The sequence below is a fragment of the Coraliomargarita sinensis genome (assembly GCF_003185655.1).
GTDB classification, from domain to species: Bacteria; Verrucomicrobiota; Verrucomicrobiia; order Opitutales; family Coraliomargaritaceae; genus Coraliomargarita_B; species Coraliomargarita_B sinensis.
This window is the reverse complement of sequence record NZ_QHJQ01000009.1, coordinates 38,801-57,818: the sequence shown is the minus strand read 5'-3', so window position 1 is coordinate 57,818 and position 19,018 is coordinate 38,801. Positions and strand designations below refer to the sequence as shown.

General features: G+C 56.6%; 14 protein-coding genes. 6 read left to right on the top strand and 8 right to left on the bottom strand.

Annotated elements, in window-relative coordinates:
* Positions 1-8: 8 nt before the first annotated feature.
* Complete coding sequence (locus tag DDZ13_RS11900) at positions 9-503, bottom strand: DUF456 domain-containing protein (protein ID WP_110131681.1); 495 nt, start codon at positions 501-503, stop codon at positions 9-11.
* 91 nt (positions 504-594) lie between these two features.
* Here DDZ13_RS11900 and lysS point away from each other — a divergent pair, with 91 nt between their 5' ends.
* The 6 genes from lysS to DDZ13_RS11870 all read left to right on the top strand — a co-directional run bounded on the left by lysS (position 595) and on the right by DDZ13_RS11870 (position 9,000).
* Positions 595-2,088 (top strand): lysine--tRNA ligase, encoded by a 1,494-nt coding sequence (gene lysS, locus DDZ13_RS11895; RefSeq protein ID WP_110131680.1) that lies wholly within the window; start codon positions 595-597, stop codon positions 2,086-2,088.
* A 263-nt stretch (positions 2,089-2,351) separates the two neighbouring features.
* Complete coding sequence (doeB2, locus tag DDZ13_RS11890; protein WP_110131679.1) at positions 2,352-3,533, top strand: N(2)-acetyl-L-2,4-diaminobutanoate deacetylase DoeB2; 1,182 nt, start codon at positions 2,352-2,354, stop codon at positions 3,531-3,533.
* A gap of 17 nt (positions 3,534-3,550) precedes the next feature.
* A complete protein-coding gene (locus DDZ13_RS11885; protein ID WP_110131678.1) occupies positions 3,551-4,819 on the top strand; it encodes an aspartate aminotransferase family protein in 1,269 nt (422 codons plus the stop codon).
* Entirely contained in the window at positions 4,816-6,108 is a 1,293-nt protein-coding gene (doeA, locus tag DDZ13_RS11880) for an ectoine hydrolase (RefSeq protein WP_110131677.1), read from the top strand. The genes DDZ13_RS11885 and doeA overlap by 4 nt, the downstream gene beginning before the upstream one ends.
* Entirely contained in the window at positions 6,102-7,463 is a 1,362-nt protein-coding gene (locus DDZ13_RS11875) for an NAD-dependent succinate-semialdehyde dehydrogenase (protein ID WP_110131676.1), read from the top strand. The genes doeA and DDZ13_RS11875 overlap by 7 nt, the downstream gene beginning before the upstream one ends.
* A gap of 175 nt (positions 7,464-7,638) precedes the next feature.
* A complete protein-coding gene (locus DDZ13_RS11870) occupies positions 7,639-9,000 on the top strand; it encodes an alanine/glycine:cation symporter family protein (protein ID WP_199221115.1) in 1,362 nt (453 codons plus the stop codon).
* A gap of 507 nt (positions 9,001-9,507) precedes the next feature.
* On the opposite strand, the gene DDZ13_RS11865 is transcribed toward DDZ13_RS11870, so the two are convergent.
* The 7 genes from DDZ13_RS11865 to DDZ13_RS11835 all read right to left on the bottom strand — a co-directional run bounded on the left by DDZ13_RS11865 (position 9,508) and on the right by DDZ13_RS11835 (position 18,890).
* Complete coding sequence (locus tag DDZ13_RS11865) at positions 9,508-10,902, bottom strand: C39 family peptidase (RefSeq protein ID WP_158279908.1); 1,395 nt, start codon at positions 10,900-10,902, stop codon at positions 9,508-9,510.
* 123 nt (positions 10,903-11,025) lie between these two features.
* Positions 11,026-12,009 (bottom strand): 3'-5' exoribonuclease YhaM family protein, encoded by a 984-nt coding sequence (locus DDZ13_RS11860; RefSeq protein WP_110131674.1) that lies wholly within the window; start codon positions 12,007-12,009, stop codon positions 11,026-11,028.
* Positions 12,010-12,363: 354 nt separating this feature from the next.
* Positions 12,364-13,185, bottom strand: coding sequence for a LamG-like jellyroll fold domain-containing protein (locus DDZ13_RS11855; RefSeq protein ID WP_233246152.1), 822 nt, complete (start codon positions 13,183-13,185; stop codon positions 12,364-12,366).
* 103 nt (positions 13,186-13,288) lie between these two features.
* On the bottom strand, positions 13,289-14,605 hold the full coding sequence (locus DDZ13_RS11850; protein ID WP_110131672.1) for a Gfo/Idh/MocA family protein: 1,317 nt from the start codon (positions 14,603-14,605) through the stop codon (positions 13,289-13,291).
* Positions 14,606-14,829: 224 nt separating this feature from the next.
* Positions 14,830-16,320: a sulfatase family protein gene (locus DDZ13_RS11845; protein ID WP_110131671.1), complete on the bottom strand. Its 1,491-nt coding sequence runs from the start codon at positions 16,318-16,320 to the stop codon at positions 14,830-14,832.
* Positions 16,321-16,524: 204 nt separating this feature from the next.
* Positions 16,525-17,817 carry a sulfatase-like hydrolase/transferase gene (locus tag DDZ13_RS11840; protein ID WP_110131670.1) on the bottom strand — a complete coding sequence of 431 codons (1,293 nt, stop codon included), beginning with the start codon at positions 17,815-17,817 and terminating at the stop codon, positions 16,525-16,527.
* A 302-nt stretch (positions 17,818-18,119) separates the two neighbouring features.
* Positions 18,120-18,890 (bottom strand): hypothetical protein, encoded by a 771-nt coding sequence (locus DDZ13_RS11835; RefSeq protein WP_110131669.1) that lies wholly within the window; start codon positions 18,888-18,890, stop codon positions 18,120-18,122.
* Positions 18,891-19,018: the final 128 nt, after the last annotated feature.

Sequence of the window (19,018 nt, the reverse complement as noted above, 5' to 3'; positions counted from 1 at the left end):
GAATTCACCTAAAAGAAAAGCCCAAGAAAGAAAATTCCCACGACACAAACACTGAGGCCAAACTTGACCGCAAAGGCGATGGCCCCGCCCACGATGGTACCGATCCCGGCACGACTACCATCCTGCCAGGTGCGGCCGGCATAAATTTCGCCCGCGACCGCTCCGATGATGGGGCCGATCACCAGCCAAAGTAGGGGTGGGGGCAGAAAGAATCCAATACAGGCCCCGAGTAGGGCTCCGAGCGCTCCTTTCCATGAGGCCCCGAATTTCTTGGCGCCCCAAAGCCCAAGTACCAGATCACCGGTCTGTCCGATCAGGGTCAGTACACCGGTGATCAGCACAATTTTCCAGCTCACCGAGGCATCGCCCAGCCAGAGCTTGTGCACAATTACTCCCGCCCAGACGACGAAATTGCCCGGGACGACGGGCAGCAGCGAGGTCACCAGACCGGCCAGGAAGATGAGCATGCAGATGCAGAGCGCGGTAATTTCGATCCAATTCATTTCAAGGCTAGATTGGCCCTAAAGCCTCAGGTTCCAATGCCAATTTCCATTTGCCATTTCCCCGCGGCCCCGCATTTTCGCCCGTTTCGTTATGACTGACCAGAACACACAGCCGGATAACTCGCACGACCTCTATGCCGTGCGACTGCAAAAACTGCAGGAGCTATGCGCGGATGGGCGCAATCCCTTCGCGTCCAATTGCGAGCAGAGCCACACGTCCGAGGAGGCGATGGCACTTTACAAGGAAGATGCGCCCGACGAGGAGCAGCCTCGCGTCAAAGTGGCCGGCCGGATCGTGGTCTTCCGCGTCATGGGCAAGGCCAGCTTCATCAAGCTGCAGGACCGCGACGGCCAAATTCAATGCTACGTGACCCGCGATGAATTGCCCGAGGGCGAATACAACACTTACTTCAAAAAGAAGCTTGATCTCGGCGACATCATCGGCGTCGAGGGGCGGCTTTTCAAAACCAAGACCGGTGAAATCACGGTGCGTGCGGAGAGCTACACGCTGGTTTCCAAGTCATTGCGTCCGCTTCCGGAGAAATGGTCCGGCCTGAAAAACGACGATAAAATCTACCGCCAGCGCTACCTTGACCTGATCATGAACCAGGACTCGCGCAAGCGTTTCAAGCAGCGGGCCGACGTGATTCGTGCCATGCGGGAATACCTCTGGGCCCGGGATTTCACCGAAGTGGAGACGCCGGTCCTGCAGGGCGTGGCCGGGGGCGCGGCCGCCCGTCCTTTTATCACGCATTTCAATGCGCTGGATTGCGATTTTTACATGCGAATCGCCCTCGAGCTCTACCTGAAGCGACTGCTTGTGGGGGGCGAGGACCGCGTGTTTGAGATCGGGCGGGTCTTCCGAAACGAGGGGCTTTCCCGTCGGCACAATCCTGAATTTACCATGCTGGAACTCTATCAGGCCTACTCGGATTACCGCGGCATGATGGAGATCACCCAGGGGCTCATCCAGCATGTGGCGGAAAAGGTCATCGGCTCGCTCGAAATCGAGCGCCCCGACGGCACCGTGATCCAGCTCGGCGGCGAGTGGCGCGAGGCGAAGTACAAGGACCTCGTCCTGGAGGCGACCGGTGACCCGGATTGGTTCAGTCACGACCGCGGGACCAAGTTGGAAAAGGCCCGTGCCCTGAATATCGAAGTCGACGGCGATCTCGAGGACTACGAAATCACGAATAATGTGTTCGAGAAGATTATCGAGCCGACGCTGATCCAGCCGACTTTCGTGACCCATATTCCGAGGGAACTCTGTCCGCTGGCCAAGATTACGCAGGATGACGAGACTACGATTGACGTCTTCGAACTCTGCATCAACGGCCAGGAGATTGCTCCGGCCTACTCCGAGCAGAACGACCCGATCATCCAGCGCAAGATGTTTGAGGAGCAGGTCGGCGAGGAAGTACAGGACATGGATACCGACTTTCTCAACGCTCTGGAGCACGGCATGCCTCCCGCCGGCGGGATGGGCCTCGGTATCGACCGCCTGATTATCCTGCTCACGGGCGCCGAGAGTATTCGGGACACCATTCTCTTTCCGAGCCTGAAGCCGATCAAGCAGGAGGGCTAGGCGGAAAGGCGTGCCGGTTGGCCGTGCCCCGGGGCTTCGCCTACGCGCGCAGGCGCCGTTCAGGCGATGGGTCCCCTGCGGTTGCGCAGTCCCAAAATATCCTACGGTACCAAAAGCTGTCGGGCGGCTTCTCCGTGAAGCCGAGGCATCCACAAACGGGCCCCTCCGGTCGGGCCTTTCAATCGACTGTAAAAAAAACTGCATCCTTTGCCTCAAGCAACGGTTTCCTTTGCAATTGGCCCGCGCGCTGCTAGGGTGTTTTTGTGCTTACCTCCCTAAACACTTGGGACTCTGTTTTGAACGCGGCCCGGACTTTGCGCCACCGTCTCCACACCCATCCTGAGTTGGGCTGGAACGAGCACAAAACCTCGGCGGTGATTCGTGCTGAGCTCGATTCGCTGGGGATTTCCTGGCGCTCAGTCGCGGGGACAGGCACGCTGGCTACGCTCGCACCGGATGCGGGCGGCACCCATATTGCCCTTCGCGGCGATATCGACGGGTTGCCGATTCGTGAAAAAACCGGTCTCGACTATGCTTCCGATGTCGAGGGGTGCATGCATGCCTGTGGTCATGACGGCCACACGGCTGCTCTTTGGGCGACGGGAGCCTGGCTGAAGCAATTTGAGTCCGAGCTTGCGGGGCCGGTCACCCTGCTTTTCCAGCCTGCGGAAGAGGGGGGACACGGTGCGGCCGCGCTAATCCGCGAGGGAGCCCTGGACGGGATTGATTGCATTTACGGCTGGCACAACTGGCCAGCGATTTCCTTTGGGAAAATCGTGTGTCCGGACGGCCTGATCATGTGCGGAAACGGGACTTTCGAGATTACGGTGACGGGGCGCGGCGGACACGCGAGCCAACCCGAGCTTTGTGCCGACCCGGTGCTGGCCGCTTCGGCCATCCATGTGAATTTACAGCAGGTTGTCAGTCGCCGGCTTCCGCCTCAGAAGCCGGCGGTGCTGAGCGTCACCTCCATCGAAGCGAAGAGTGCCCCCACCATCATTCCCGACCGTGCCGTCCTGGGAGGGAGTATCCGTGTTCCGGATGCAGCCACCCGTGCCTTGCTGAACGGCGCGATCGACGAAGTCGCGACAAAAACCGCGCAGGCCTACGGTGTGCAATGTGAAGTGGTGCACCGCCCACGCTATGAAGCGACGATAAATCATGCGGAGCCGGCGAACCGCATCCGCGAGGCTTGGAGCGCGGACCACGGGGCCGACGCTTTCGATTACGAGTTCCCGCTCCCCGCCATGGCGTCCGAGGACTTTAGCGACTATCTGAGGGAGATTCCCGGTGCCTTTGCCCTGATCGGGGCGGACGATGGGCCGGACCATCGGCAAAACCTCCACAATACACATTACGATTTCAACGACCGCTTGATCGAGCCGGTCGTGCAGCTTTACAGTCGGCTGGCCGGTGTTACCCCGCCACTCCGAACAAACCCATAAACAAACAGGACAAAAATATGAGTATATTCGAAGAGAGAGAATCCGAAATCCGCGCTTACAGTAGGCTGTATCCCGTCGTTTTTGAAAAATCGCGCAACGCGATTATCAGCGACGAAACGGGTAAAGACTATATCGACTTCTTTGCCGGCGCCGGCGTTCTCAACTTCGGGCACAACAATCCGGCGATGAAGAAAGCGGTGATCGCACACCTCGAAGCGGACGGAGTGACCCACAGCCTTGATTTGGAGACCACGGTTAAGCGGAGCTTTATGGAGCGGTTCACCGAGCGGGTGTTGGAGCCGCGGGGCATGCCGCACAAGATGCAGTTCATGGGGCCAACCGGCACCAACGCCGTCGAGGCCGCGATCAAGCTGGCCCGCCGGGTGACGGGGCGTAACGAAATTGTCGCATTCCAGCACGGTTTTCACGGGATGACTCTCGGCGCGCTGGCCTGCACGGCGAACAGTGTCTTCCGCAACGCTTCCGGGGTGCCGCTGCAGCACGTGCGCCACTATCCCTATGGATGCGAGCCGGTTTGCCTGGGCTGCACCCGCGGTTGTGGCATGGAAGGGTTGGAGCGCTTGCGGGCGCAGTATGCCGATACTTCCAGCGGTGTTGCCGCACCGGCCGCTTTCCTTGTCGAACCGATTCAAGCCGAGGGCGGGGTCAACGTGGCTTCGAAGGAATGGCTGCACGGTCTGCAGAAGCTGGCCAAAGAGATCGGTGCCCTGGTGATTTTTGATGACATCCAGGCCGGCATGGGCCGGACCGGGTCCTTCTTCAGCTTCGACGGCATGGATCTGGATCCTGATATTATTTGTTTGGCGAAAGGCCTCGGCGGCCTGGGGACACCCATCGCCATGAACCTGGTCAAACCGGAGCACGATAATCGCTGGAAGCCCGGCGAACACACCGGTACCTTCCGTGGTCAGAGCCTCTCCTTTGTGGCCGGCACCGAGGCACTGGATTACTTCAAGGACGAATCTCTCATGGATGAGGTCAAAGCAAAGTCGGCCAAAATCTTCGAGGCCCTGGCTCCGTTGGAAAAGCACCCGGGTGTACAGGTGCGTGGCAAAGGCATGATCGCCGGGCTTGATCTTGGAGACGGTGCCCTGGTCAAGGAAGTCGTCCATAAGTGCTTCGACGCCGGAGTGCTCATCTGCCCGTGTGGCACGGGCGGACGTGTCCTTAAACTTATCCCGCCACTTACGATTCCCGATGACCAGTTGGAACAGGGGCTCAAAATTATCACCCAAGCAGCAGAGGAGGTATTACAAGCCGCATGAAAGCACGAGAAGACATGACCTTTCCCTTTGAGGAATACCAGGAACGGATCGCCCACCTGCGCAAATGCATGGTGAGCCGTCACCTTGACGCGGTGATCGTGAGCGACCCGGAAAATCTGATGTATTTGACCGATTATCAGACGACCGGTTACTCCTTCTTCCAGGCGCTGGTAGTGCCGCTCGATGAAGAGCCTTTCATGATTACGCGTAAGATGGAGGAGTCGAATGTGCACGCGCGCACGTGGGTGGAGTTGACACGGCCGTATCCAGATACTGGAGACGCGATTCAGATGCTGGTTGATGCCCTGCGTGAGTTCGGACTTGCCGATAAGCGAATCGGATACGAACGGAACAGTTATTTTTTTCCAGCCTACCAGCAGGATCGGATCCGTACTACACTGACCAATGGGCGATTGCTCGATTGCTTCGGCATCGTCGAGTCCGGTCGTGTGCGTAAGTCGCCCGCCGAGATCGCGATTATGAAGAAGTCGGCCATCGCCACGGAAGAGGGGATGAAGGCAGGGATCGAAGCCAGTGCCGCCGGGGCGACGGAAAATGAAATCGGCGCCGCCATCAGCGCGGCGATGTTTAACGCGGGGGGCGAGTTCCCGGCGGTGATGCCTTATGTGACTTCAGGACCCCGCACCATGATAGGTCATGCCACTTGGGAGGGCCGCACCGTTCAGGAGGGCGAGCACGTCTTTCTTGAGGTGGGTGGCTGCTACCGTCGCTACCACACGGCGATGATGCGTACAATTGTGCTCGGTGAACTTACGGATTCGATGTATAAGGCACAGGAGTGCATGAAGTCGGCCCTTCAACTACTCCACGAAACCATACAGCCGGGCATGACGGTTTCCGATGCGGATAATTTAATTCGCGGCGTCATTTCCAGTAACGAGGTCGGGGCGTCCCTGATTACGCGTTCCGGTTATTCTATCGGCATTGCCTTCCCGCCAAGTTGGGATGAAGGCTACATTATCAGTCTGAAGCAGGGCGATGCTTATGTCATGCGCGAGGGCATGACCTTCCATGTGATTCCCTGGATGTGGGGCGTGGACGGCGACAAGACCTGCGGTATTTCCGATACCATTTACATCACGGAAAATGGGTGTGAATCCTTCTTCACTCTGGATAAGGATTTTGTGGTGAAGAAAGATGCGCGAGCCAACGGCGTGCACGAGCTCAAGGTTAATGCTCACGACAAGGATAACCCTCCGCCTGAGGCGGAACACCGTGATGTTGAAGAAGAACAATCACTCACAGTCAAAGGAACCGAAGTATGTTAGTATCAGTAAACCCCGCTACGGGGAAGCAGGCACATGAAGTTGAATCACTCGATGAACAGGGGCTAAAGGAAACGCTCGATGCGGTTACCGCCGCTGCGGATACGTGGCGTAAGACGAGTATCGCCGAGCGAGCGAAAGTGCTCCACTCGGTGGCCGCCAAGCTAAGAGAGCAAAAAGAAACAATCGGGACCCTCATGACGGAAGAAATGGGCAAGCCCGTCAAAGAGGCCGGACCCGAAGTTGAAAAGGGTGCCTGGTGTGCCGAGCACTATGCCGAACACGCTGCCGACTATCTCAAGGATGAGGTCATCGCCAGCGATGCCTCCAAAAGCTATGTCAGTTATCAGCCGCTGGGTGCCGTCCTCTGCATCTTTCCCTGGAACGCACCGGTCTGGGTCGCGATGCGTGGTATCGTGCCGGCGCTAATGGCGGGCAACACGGTTGCCATGAAGCATGACCCCCATGTCCCGGCCTGCGCGGCTGCACTGGAAAAAGCATTCATCGAAGCCGGTGCTCCGGCCAACATTATCCGCAATCTGCCAATCCCGACCGAGCTGGCGGAGCAGGCCATTCGCCACCCCGGTGTACAGGCGGTTTCCTTTACCGGTTCCAGTAAAGCGGGTGCTATCGTGGCTTCGACCGCGGCCAGTGAAGTCAAGCACTCGGTGCTCGAACTGGGTGGCTCCGACCCTTTCGTGGTTCTGGCCGATGCCGATCTGGAGGCTGCGGCCGATATTGCGACCCTGTCCCGGATCATCAATGCAGGCCAGTCCTGTATCGCGGCGAAACGAATCATTATTGAAGCGCCGGTTTATGACAAATTTGTCGGTATGCTTAAGGAGCGCCTGGCCAAGTTGAAGGTAGGTGATCCCACAAAAGAGGATACCGATCTCGGCCCGATTGCCCGTGAAGACCTTCGTGAAAACCTCCACCGTCAGGTCACGCAAACAGTCGAGGAGGGGGCAGACTGCCTGCTCGGCGGCGAGCTGCCGGAAGGCCCAGGCTACTTTTATCCCTGCACCTTGCTTGCCGGAGTGACGCCGAATATGTGCGTCTTCAATGAGGAAACATTCGGCCCGGTGATGGTGGCGGTGAAAGCGGAGAACGCTGAAGCCGCACTCGAATTAGCCAATCAAACCGAATACGGTCTTGGCGCCGCTATCTGGACGGCAGATGAGAAGCAGGCGCTGCATTTCGCCAATGAGCTGCAAGCCGGTCAGGTCTCGGTCAACGGTATCGTAAAAACCGATCCGCGTCTGCCCAGTGGTGGGATCAAGCGTTCAGGTATGGGCCGTGAACTGGGCCCACATGGCATACGTGAGTTTACCAACGCCAAACAGATCTGGATCAAGTGAGCGTCGAACATTGAACCGCCAACATCGAACATTGAATCGCGACTTTGTAAGACTGGTGGAGCGCTCTGAAGAGGCGTTGTGTCGCCGACCGTTCGCGGGCCTTCCGAAGGCAAACCCCTACGTTGCATTGGTTCGTGATTGCATCCGTTCATGATTGTCGGTCGATTCACCACCGATGGATCAATTAGCGACCAATCTGGAAACCGCTCTCAAGGCCTTCGAAGCCTTTATGTGGGGCCCGGCACTGATCGTTCTTCTGGTCGGCGGCGGGCTGTTCCTTGCTATCTATTCGCGCTTTCGTCCTTATCTGCACTTTAAACATGCGGTCGACATCGTTCGCGGGAAGTTTGACGACAGCGATGATGCCGGGGATATCCCACACTTTCAGGCACTGTCCACGGCACTCTCCGGTACCTTGGGTTTGGGCAATGTTGCGGGTGTAGCGGCTGCGCTTTCAGCAGGCGGACCCGGAGCGATCTTCTGGATGTGGGTGACCGCCATGGTAGGGATCGCTACCAAGTTTTACACCTGCACGCTCGCGGTGATGTATCGGGGTCGTGATTCAAAAGGGCACCTCCAGGGCGGTCCAATGTATGTGATTCGTGAAGCGCTGGGCCCGCACTGGCGTCCTCTGGCGGTGCTTTTCGCCGTAGCGGCTTTGTTCGGAACCCTCCCCGTTTTTCAGGCCAACCAACTCGTTCAGCTGATCGGTGAGTCCGCCTTCGACGGAGGCCTGACCACAATGCATAAGGGAATCATCGGTAGCATCATTATGCTTATGGTCGCCATTGTGGTGTTGGGTGATATCCGGCGCGTGGGGCAGGTCACGGCCCGTTTCGTTCCGGCAATGGTGGTTTTCTACTTCGGGCTATGTGCCTACATCCTGTTGAGCCATGCCGATCAAATCCTGCCCGCTTTTGAGGCGATCTTTGCCAATGCCTTTAGCGGCCAATCCATTGCCGGTGGGGCGCTGGGTACTGTTATCATGCAAGGCGTGAGTCGCGGTGCTTTCTCCAACGAGGCCGGTATCGGCACCGAAGCTTTGGCTCACGGCGCTGCCAAAACGGACGAGCCGGTCCGCGAGGGGCTGGTCGCGATGATGGGGCCCGCTATCGATACCTTGCTTGTCTGTACCTGCACCGCATTGGTAATCCTTGTCACCGGGGCGCTCGAGCCCGTGGACAGAGCGGTTGGTGTCAGTCTGACCGCTGCTGCTTTTGACACAGGGCTGCCCGGCGGGAGTGGCAGTGTGCTCCTATTGTTCATGGTTTTCTTCCTCAGCGTGAGTACGATGATCAGTTTCGGTTACTACGGTTGTAAGTGTTTCGGCTTTCTGGCCGGAGCGGAACGTCAGCACTGGTGGATGTGGTTCTACTTTGCGCTTATTTTTGTCGGGTCGATCGCATCATTCAAAACCGTCAGCGGTCTCGTTTTCGGGATGTATGCGGTCATGGCCATACCGACGATGGCATCCACGCTTCGTCTCGCTCCGCGCGTGAATGCGGCGAGCCGTACCTATTTCAAAAAGCTGCGATAGTAGGTTCGCTTGTTAAAGCGGGGTGTTTGAACATGCGACATGCCTTCTGCTATCAGAAAAAAAGTCACGCACTGGTAAAATACCGATTTAAAAAGATTTGATTCTTATCGACTGTAGCGATGGCAGGCACATGTCACGCCGTCTTGTCCGGCGTAACCCGGTGAAGACGGAAGCCTCGTTGAGCGAAGGCGGAGTGCCGACGATGGGCATTCAGATACAACCCTCGACCTTGCTGGCGCGAGTTCGCTACAAAAATCTGTTTCCAAAAGGATCAAAACTTTTGCAAACAGGTACAAGGTCGAATGCTGCTAACTTATGGACTATTATGTAGAAGACAGTTCGCCTTCGTAGGCAGTCTGCTCTTGAGCGGGCGTAGTTAAAACGCAGCCCCTTTAGTCGTCTGCCCGCAAGTACAAACGGTATCGCAAGCCTTTTCGTAGTCACAGGGCTAAAGCACTGTGACTACGTTAAATTACCTTAAGTTAGCGCGATTCGGTATAAGGCCCTTTAAAAATCGATAATGTAAAAGCTTCCCTGTGAAACCATGTCCGCCTGCTCGGCGGTGATCCAACGTAGCTCATACCTCGGTCCCCAGGAGTCACTGACTGCAATCTCGTCGGTATTCTTGTTGTAACCGACGATCATGCAGAGATGGCCTTGTGTTCGGTCCGGTAAAAGGTCGGGGGCATCTCTCAGAATATCGCGAAGTGTTTTTCTCCATTCTTTATAGTCGGTCGCGCCCCTGCGTTGTTTGGTGATGCTGTTGGCAATTCGATTGTAGGCATTTGTGGAATACATCGTCCACATCAGAGGTTGTCCCTGGTCGATGTACTCACTGACGGTCTTGATGCTGACATCATCGGAAATGGTTTCCATTTTACGACTACTTCGCCGTACGTAGGAGGAAGTGCCTTCAATAATATCGCTGAGCCGTGTGCCGCCACCGATCGTCGTACTACCAGCCATGGCCAAGGTATACATGTCCGCGCGAATGCCCATGTAACGGAGGCATCGCTCGATAGTAGCCGGCACGCAATAGCCTTTCGGGCCCTGGTTGACCATTGGGATATTCTGAATCAGGACATCGCCAAACTTGTTTTCCTTTACGTTGGCCGCAGCGGCCTGTCTCACGGTTTCGTCACTCTGGTATTCCGGTCGGCCCCAGGTGTCGGCCAACTCGGGTGGCATAATGCGCAGCGCGATGTATTCGTTCTCCACGGCGGCCAGCCAGAAGCTGTTATTGCCGGTATCCCAGCGCACGGCCCGTTCTTTCATGCCACGGCTGATCCCGCCGATTTCATTTTGTGATTCTCCCAAAGTATCAAATCGTGCACTTATCGATTCAAGGTCGGCATCGATGGCATCGTTCACCTTTTCGAAAGCTTCATCCATATCTTCAACCGAGCCGGGTGGAACGGAGTCGCCCTTGTTGGCAAACATGACGGAGAGATAGTCCACTTTGCCTTCACGACCATAGAGCACCGCCGTGTAGGGCCTGGCTCCGGCGATCGAGTTCTCCCTCCGAAAATAAATGCGGTAGCTGGATTGGGTTCCGGTTTTCGATTCGCGCGGCCAGCCGAGCCTTTTCGCTACTTGATCGACGGGGTCGTCCCAGAGGTTGGTGTCCTTCCAGAGCTTGAGCTCCAGCAATTGATTGAGCGATTCGAAGTCGTACGTTTCATTGGTTGGCTCGGACTCTGAACTTTGCTTTAGCTTGCCTTTGCTTTCTGTACTCAGGCTGGAAAAGGGGATGTTGAAAACATAACCGTCCGAGCGGCGTACTTTCACCGAGTCGTCACTGACTTCAAGTATGTCCACCTCAATGCTGCGGCCCTGTGTGTCGGTCAGGGTTGTGCCGTAGAGGCAGGGGGTAAGCAGTGCGAAGAGGAAAATACGAATCATTAAAATTGAGTGATGCAGGTCTGGAGATCTGCGTTCCCGGGATCGCAAATCTCCTGATTTGCTCGAAAAGGAAAAGGTGCTCGTGATGCGAGATAATGGCATGATCTTATCCCTGCGAATCCATCAGCTCTTATCCGGTGGCGTCAACAAGACCCGCGTTTGTAGGCCCATAAGACGCTCGGAAAATTCATCGCCCTCGTTGGCGTTGCGGAGCACGCGCTGCACCATGCCCATCTTGGCGTCGAGGTTGTCGACCATGGAAACAAAGACCGCTTCCGGCGTGGCGGCCATAGCGGCGGCCCCCCATTCCTTTTCGCCCTGGTGGCTGAGGATGATGTGCTCCAAGCGCTCGGTTAGATCGGTGTTGAGGTGGGATTGCAGGGCCGCCTTGCGGGCGGTCCGGAAACCGAGGACCACGTGGCCGTGTAGTGTCCCAATCCGGCTGGTCTTGGCGGAAAAATCGCCTTCGTATTCCTCCAGCTTGCCGATGTCGTGCAGGATGATGCCGGCGATGGCCAGATCGGCATCCACTTGAGGATAGAGGGGTAGCAGGGCGCGGCAGGCGCGCAGCATGTGCACGGTGTGCTCGAGCAGCCCGTGGCGATAGGCGTGGTGCATGCTGATGGCGGCCGGCGCGGTGCGGAAAGCGGTTTCGGTATCGTCGATCACCCGCTGTACCGTCTCCTTGAGTTGCGGATGCTCGATCGCGGCGATGCCCTCCACCAGATGATCCCAGAGTTCCTCCTCCGATTCCGGCGGCACTTCGACCAGTGCGCCCAGCATGCCTTCGGCCTCCGCCTCGGTGGCCTCGATGACTTCGGCGGCCGAAAGCTTGGGCGAAAACATGTCGTTGTAGTAATCCGTTTTCCCGCTGATCCGTACAATGCAGCCCTCAGCTGCGGGATCGAGGGCTTCGAAGACGGCGGAATCCCCAAAGGCATTGGCACTGAAGCTGCCACCCGCATCCCCCAGTTCGACCTTTAGGAAAGGATTTCCGTTCTTGGCCGTCCGCGTCTCCTTGCGCTTCAGAATGTAAATGCCCCGGAAAGGCGCCGCCATCCCGGGATCAATCGATTTGAGCTCCTGAACGCTTTTGTAGTCGGACATGGGCATCAGCAAAGCTGATGGGTGGGAAGGTGTAAAGTGGGAAGGTCGGAAGGTGGAAAGTGAAAAAGTAGGAAGAAGGGGGCCGTGGCGACTCCGCTTGCAGATGTCTCGGCTTCGTTGAGAAGCCGTATCTCTGTTGGTCAGGAAAGGCACTTGCTGCCCCGTCGCGGTCCACCACTTCATCAGATCGGCCAAAATCTCGGTATCTGGTAGCACATCGGCGATAGCCGTTGTGTGACGCGTTCCGATGACCTTCGTCTCCCTGGCTATCAGCGAGTTACAATCTGGTGTCCTGACACAAAAAAGCGCCGCGTCTTACGAGCCCGGCGCTTCGTAAAAATTGTTTTCTTGCGTTTAGGCGCGAAGGCGTCGGATAAAAAGTGCCAGACTAGCGAGCCCGATAAGGGCAAGAGTGGAGGGTTCAGGTACGACTGCCGCACCATTGGATAGGTCGATAATTCGCTGGTCACTCAAAACTTCATTCCACACAGCAATATCATCAATCAAACCCTGAACGTCCTCAGAAAATTTTCCAGATCCGCCAATTTCGAAGTTATTATTGTAAGTAGCTAGGCTGTCAAAAGTTGCGCCAGTATCGGTAGCAACATTTACACCGTCTACCCATAAGTTGAAAGTTGCTGATGCGCCAGTTCCCGCCCCCGTGTAGGCGACGTGGTGCCAGTTGCCGGTATCAACACTATAGCCCCCAAAGGATGACCATCTCTCGACTGATTTAGGCTGGACCTTGTGCCAAGTTTGTCCGCTATCGCTCCGTGTTCCGATGATAGTATCTCCGTTACTAGAGTCACTGTCGTGAAAGTCTAAGCTGGGCGATTTGAACCAAAAAGACCAAGTGAATCCCTCGGTCAGATCGATATCCTGCGTCCCAGCTGAGTAGCGATGGCCTTGAACTGTGGAAATGACGTCGCCTCCTCGGGTCGAATCGAAAACGATTGATCCAGTGTTGTTATTCCCTGTCCCATCGGAGATTGCGTGAGTTGCATCATCGATAACGTCGTCGATGAAGGTTGATGTGTCCGTAGTGGAATCGATTGGGAAATAGGCGACTAGTTCTGCGTTGATGCTGCACGTGAACCCAGCCAATGCGCTGGCAAGAACAATAGTAGAATAAAGCTTCATAATAGGTAGGATATTATCACATAAAATTTTTGCCAAAAGTTAGCCGAATATCAAGTATATATCTTAAGGCAGAAGCTCGTGGTAATGGTCGTTTATTGATCTATTTAAAGCGTCGCAAGTGTCTTGGAGCTAAGATTTATTAAACTATCGCTTCTTTCACCTTATCCCATCGCACCTGCCGCTTCTGGCGGTAGGATTCCAACGCCATCATGAGGACGGCTGTCTCGATGAAGGCCTGATCCTCGTCGCAGCGGGGCTTCTCGCGGGTGCGGACGCAGTTGAGGAAGTCCTGCATGTGGTCGGGGCGGCGGTGTTCCTTGCCCGGGACGAAGAGCTGCTCGGGCTGCGGTTGGGGACGGCGTGAGATCTGGTAAGCCTGCTCGTCCCCGAAGCGTTCGAAGATGTTGGCGCTTTGTCCGATATTGTTGAAGATGATGCGTCCGTCACGCCCGATGTATTCGGGGGTTTGGGCCCGGCGGGAGTTCATGCAACCCTCGTAGGTGACCACGCAGTCCTTCTCTTCGAAAACGTAGGAACTGGTCCAGTTATCCGGCACCTCGCGGTCGTCCTTCCAGTGGCAAAGGTGGGCGTTGGTGGTGCAGGTGTCCGGGATGCCGTAGCGAAGCACGGTCTGCACATGGTCCATCTCGTGGGAGAGCAGGTCGCCGCACTGGCCGGTGCCGTAGGGCCAGTAGCAGCGCCAGTGCCAGAAGTGGCGTTCGTTGAAGTCGATATTCGGGGCGTCGCCCAGCCATTTCTCCCAGTCAAGGAGCTTGAGGACTTCCCTGGGCTCCAATTCGGGTTCTTTGACCGAGTAGTGGCCATACCAGCGCCAGGGCGGGGCTTCCTCGGTGCCGTTGAAGAAGCGGCCGCAGTTGACCAGGGTCACGTCGCCGATTTCGCCTGAGGCGATCATGTCGTGGGCCACATCCGCCGCGGCGAGCTGGCGGCCCTGATGGCCGAGTTGCATGACGGCTCCCGCGTCCTTGACCGCCTTGCGCATGCGCTTGGCCGCCTCGACGGAGGTGGTCCAGCCCTTTTCACAGTAGACGTCCTTGCCGGCGGCGACGCAGTCGAGGAGCATCTTCTCGTGCCAGTGGTCCGGCGTCGCAATGATGACGGCCTCGATGGCCGGGTCGTTGAGCATGTCCTTGTAGTCGGTGTAGGCCACAGCCTCCGGATTGTTGCAGAGCTCAAGTCCACGGTCGGCGTGTGGTTTATAGACATCGCAGACCGCGACCACCTTGCAGGTCGGCTTGCTGCCCGCCACCCGCACCAGATTCATGCCGCGGGTGCCGATCCCGATCTGAGCGACTTTAACGGGGTTGGATTCGGAGGCCGGGGCGGCAGCTCTGAGGATCGACGGGGCAATGCCAGTCGCGAGGGCGGCGGCTGCCGCCGTTTTACTGGAATCGCTAATAAAGCGGCGGCGGGTGATGGGGGAGCTTGGGTTCATTTGTGTTATAAAGATAATTTTGTGGGAAAGAACAACGTCAGAATAGTCAATGGCTCGGGTGCAAGGTGGCGTGTCCGCTTGCCGGACGCCCAACTCAGTTTGAAATAGCAATCATAGTCTCGATGCCGCAACGCCGCCCGGCGAGCGGGCGCGCCACAGGAGGAGTCCGTTCTGCTATGGCGCTCGGGATCTGCTTATTAGAGCCCGCCGCTACGCAAGAACGTCTACTTCAACGGCTTGACCGGAAGGCCGCCGACGTCGTCCGGCACTTGATATTGCTCGCGGAGGCGCAGCAGTTCTTCCTTCAGTGCCGCGACTTCCGTTTCGTAGGCCGCTTGCCCGTAGACATTGGTCAACTCGTTGGGGTCGGCCTCCAGGTCGTAAAACTCCCACTCTTCGCCGTTGGGAACATCGTTGCCGTAGAAGCGGATCAATTTGTAGCGGTCGGTGGAGACCCCCTCATGGCGCCGCACGGCATGCCAGTAGGCGGGGAACTCGTAGTAGTGGTAGTAGAGGCTCTTTCGCCAGTCGCCGGGTGTTTCCCCTTTCAGCAGGGGGACAATGCTCTCGCCCTGCATGTCGTCCGGCGCCTCGACACCGGCGATATCGAGAAAGGTTTCAGCGTAGTCAATATTTTGCACGAGGTCCTCGTTGATCGTCCCGGGCTTGGTCACGCCCGGCCATTTTGCGACGAGGGGGGCGCGGTAGGACTCCTCATACATGAAGCGCTTATCGAACCAACCGTGCTCGCCCAGATAGAAGCCTTGGTCGGCGCTGTACATCACGATGGTGTTCTCAGCCAGGCCCGACTCTTCAAGGTAGTCGAGCAGCTTGCCGATGTTCTCATCTACCCCGGCGATGCAAGCCAGGTAGTCGCGCATATACCATTGGTATTTTAGCTTGGTTAGGGCGCGGGGGTCGTTCTTGTCGATCAGGGCCAGCTCGGCGGCTCTTTCCGGTTGTTTGGCCTTCACATCGCGGCCCATTTCCATAGTATGAAGGATCGTCATGTCCTGATGGTGGGCGGCATAGCCTCGACCCTTATAGTCGTCGAAGAGGGTAGCCGGTTCGGGAAAGATCTTGGCCTTGAAACGTTCCTTCCAGCGGGTGGTCGGTTGCCAGCTGCGGTGGGGTGCTTTATAATGGACCATGGCCATGAAGGGCTTGTCCTTGTCGCGCTTGTTTTCCAGCCAATTGATCGCGTTTCGGGTGATGACATCGGTGGAGTGCTCCCCCTGGTAAACGGTTTTGCCCTCCTCGGTGATAAAGATGGGCTCCCAGTAGCGGCCCTGGCCGGGAAGCACTTCCCAGTAATCGAAGCCCTGCATTTGTCCCTTCAGGTGGATCTTTCCGACCATGGCGGTCTGGTAGCCATGCTTTTGGAGGATCTTTTGAAACTGCTGCTGGTCGTGGTTGAACCCGGTGTAGTTGTCGAACTTCCCGTTTCGGTGGCTGTGCTTACCGGTCAGCAGGGTCGCCCGGGCCGGGGCGCAGATGGAGTTGCCCACGTAGGCCCGGTCAAAGCGCACCCCCTCGTCGGCGATGCGGTCGATGTTCGGCGTCAGGTCGAGATCGCCGAAGCGTCCACCGTAAGCACCGATTGCCTGGTAAGCGTGATCGTCGGAGTAAAGCCAGAGGATGTTGGGACGTGCCCTATCTGCGGCTGACAGGCAGGCTTGGGCGGCAAGTAGAAGGGTGAGCAATCGGATCAACATAGTCGGTGTTATTTAGGCTCTGGCTGTGTTTTTCCAGAAGATTATTTGAATAGGCTGGGGCGAGGGAGTCGTAGAAGCGACACTCCTGTCGCTTTTGTATGGGGGTCGAAGGGATCGTTGTCATGTCGTCACGGCAACGAATCGATAAATTGGGAAATACGTTTTAGTGTCGGTTGGAAAGGAAAAGGATTGTCGCCTCGCGGTTCATGAGCCCGGTACGACCGTTGCTTTGAACTGCTCGATCGCGGCGCGCATGGACTCGACCACCTCGGGATATTTGTCGGCCACGTTGCTTGTTTCCTTCAGGTCCTTTTCCAGATTGTAGAGCTGCACCTTGCCGTCTTTTAAAATCATCTTCCAATCCCCGCGGCGCATGGCCGTGCCGAGCTTGGGTTCGTAGCCGAAAAAGATATCGCGGCTTGGCACCGGGGCCTGATCCAGAAGATGGTCGGCAAAGCTAATGCCGTCCAGATTGTCGGGGTTGTCTTCACTGACCCCGGCGATTTCGGTAAAAGTGGGGTAGAGGTCGAAGCCGAGGAGGAGGGCGTCCGATTCGGTGCCGGCAGGAATCATTCCCGGCCACCAGGCCACCGCCGGGACGCGGTGCCCACCTTCGTATTGGCCGAATTTGGTGCCGCGGAGTCGGCGGTCGACCGGGCTCATGCCCACGTCACCATTGTCGGACCAGAAGAAAACGAGGGTTTTTCCGGCCAAGCCGCATGCTCTCAGCTGATCGAGAATCGCTCCAATGCTGTCGTCCAGGTCCTTAAGCATTTCCTTGTAGCGCGGACGGTTCTCGTCGCTGACGCGGTTTTGTCGCCATCCTTTTTTACGGTTTTCCGGTGTGTCGGCGCGCGTCTGGTAGGGGTTGTGCGGTGTTTGGTGGGACACGTAGAGAAAGAAGGGCTCGTTCTGGTGGCGCTTGATGAAATCGACGCTGTCACTCGTGATCCGATCGGTGGCGTAGCTTCGCAGAGTCATGGGTTCCAGCCCGTTCCGCCAGTCCTCTTCAACATGGAAATCGCCCGCGCCGTTGAGTAAGCCGATGAATTCGTCGAAGCCGTGGTGGGTCGGGTTGTATTCATCCTGAAAGCCCAGATGCCACTTGCCGAAGAGGGCCGTGGCGTAACCGTTTTGCTGAAAGGTTTTCGCGAGGGTGGGGAGCTCCGGTGATAGCCCGGAGTCGGGCTCCCTCGAGCCGACGATGACATCGACGATTCCCACCCGCTGCTGGTAGCGACCGGTGAGAAGGGCGGCCCGGGTGGGGCTGCAAACCGAGGAGTTGGCGTGAAAATCGGTGAAAGTCATGCCTTGTTCCGCCATGGTTTCAATGCGCGGCAATTCGACCCAGCCGTTGTAAAGCGCCATATCGCGCATGCCGAGATCGTCGGCCAGGATGACCACGATGTTGGGCGGCCGTTCTTCGGTGGCGGCTGAAGGCCCGACGGCCCCGAAAATGAGCAGGATGAGAATGAGGGGTTTCAGATGAGCTTTCACATTGGGTTAGGTAACCAAGAAACAAGTGCTGGCAAGTCACAGATCACTCTAGCTAATCGATTCGGCGGCATTAGTCGGGCGGGATCTTTTTCTAAAGTCACCGTTGTTGACGAGGTGCCGGAAAAATTCATCACAAGGAGGAAAATCATGATGATACTGAGGTATCCCGCTCGTTTTTATTTTGTCCTGAGATAAAGCGAAGCGAGCAGGGACGAACACCTCTGGCAAAATTAAAAAAAGCCACGATCCAACAAGGATCGTGGCGGGACTTAATCGTTGAAGCTTTTGACGAGCGCAGTGTCTTACCTGCGGCGAAGCAGCATAGTGAGTCCGACGACTGCAAGAAAAAGTGCGCTCGAAGCTTCGGGGACCACCGTCAGCGTGTCGGACATGGCGAACATTTGACGCGCGGTATCCGCAGTGGCTGAGGTGTTCACTCTCCAAATCCACTCGTTAAGTTCCGATCCATTTTGACCTACCCCAACACCGCTATCGTCACCACCGAGAGAACCGCGGTTACCGTGATCCGCTACTGTAGTTCCGTCGATGTAGGTACCGGTTAATGCGAAATTAGGCGACTTTGAATTTCCATTTTCATCGAGATTGAGAGCATTATCGATAGCACCATCCCAAAGATCCGCATAATTGGAAGCGATCAAAGTCGAGCCATCAACAAGGAATATACTCTCTCCTGTCCCGTCAGTGTTCGGGTTTGTGGATGTGTTGTCGCGAGCATCCACCGATGAAGTCGAGCCGATTATGTTCCAGGTGACCCCTTGGGCAGAACCAATGTTCAGCGCGGATGCATCCGCTAGCCCTTGTGCCCAGTCATTATAAACCGTAATGTCGGTGCTCTCGGCGGTACGGTCTTCACTGCCCACGAACACGAACCTGTAGGTATCTCCAACTTGCCACGCCTCTTCGGTTGCCGGATTAATGCCGCTGGTGTCGAGAATACCAAGCTCACCCTGAAGCTGAGCGTGTGCCTGCTGGGCACCCAAAAGCAGGAGAGCACAAAATGCTCCGGATAACGATATCCATCTGGACCGAGAGGTTTGCTTAATCTTCTTCATAATTCGAATGATTTTTGGTTATTAGCTGTGACTGACTGTAATAATGATCGACTACTAAACCTCATTAGAATCAGGGATCAAAAGAAACGGGTCAAAACTTCAAAGCTTGCTAACTATCCCTAAATCTG

Excerpts from the sequence above, each read along its gene's own strand:
- DDZ13_RS11900 (WP_110131681.1), bottom strand. The coding sequence starts at position 503 with ATGAATTGGATCGAAATTACCGCGCTCTGCATCTGCATGCTCATCTTC.
- lysS (WP_110131680.1), top strand. The coding sequence starts at position 595 with ATGACTGACCAGAACACACAGCCGGATAACTCGCACGACCTCTATGCC.
- DDZ13_RS11885 (WP_110131678.1), top strand. The coding sequence starts at position 3,551 with ATGAGTATATTCGAAGAGAGAGAATCCGAAATCCGCGCTTACAGTAGG.
- doeA (WP_110131677.1), top strand. The coding sequence starts at position 4,816 with ATGAAAGCACGAGAAGACATGACCTTTCCCTTTGAGGAATACCAGGAA.
- DDZ13_RS11875 (WP_110131676.1), top strand. The coding sequence starts at position 6,102 with ATGTTAGTATCAGTAAACCCCGCTACGGGGAAGCAGGCACATGAAGTT.
- DDZ13_RS11870 (WP_199221115.1), top strand. The coding sequence starts at position 7,639 with ATGGATCAATTAGCGACCAATCTGGAAACCGCTCTCAAGGCCTTCGAA.
- DDZ13_RS11865 (WP_158279908.1), bottom strand. The coding sequence starts at position 10,902 with ATGATTCGTATTTTCCTCTTCGCACTGCTTACCCCCTGCCTCTACGGC.
- DDZ13_RS11860 (WP_110131674.1), bottom strand. The coding sequence starts at position 12,009 with ATGTCCGACTACAAAAGCGTTCAGGAGCTCAAATCGATTGATCCCGGG.
- DDZ13_RS11850 (WP_110131672.1), bottom strand. The coding sequence starts at position 14,605 with ATGAACCCAAGCTCCCCCATCACCCGCCGCCGCTTTATTAGCGATTCC.
- DDZ13_RS11845 (WP_110131671.1), bottom strand. The coding sequence starts at position 16,320 with ATGTTGATCCGATTGCTCACCCTTCTACTTGCCGCCCAAGCCTGCCTG.
- DDZ13_RS11835 (WP_110131669.1), bottom strand. The coding sequence starts at position 18,890 with ATGAAGAAGATTAAGCAAACCTCTCGGTCCAGATGGATATCGTTATCC.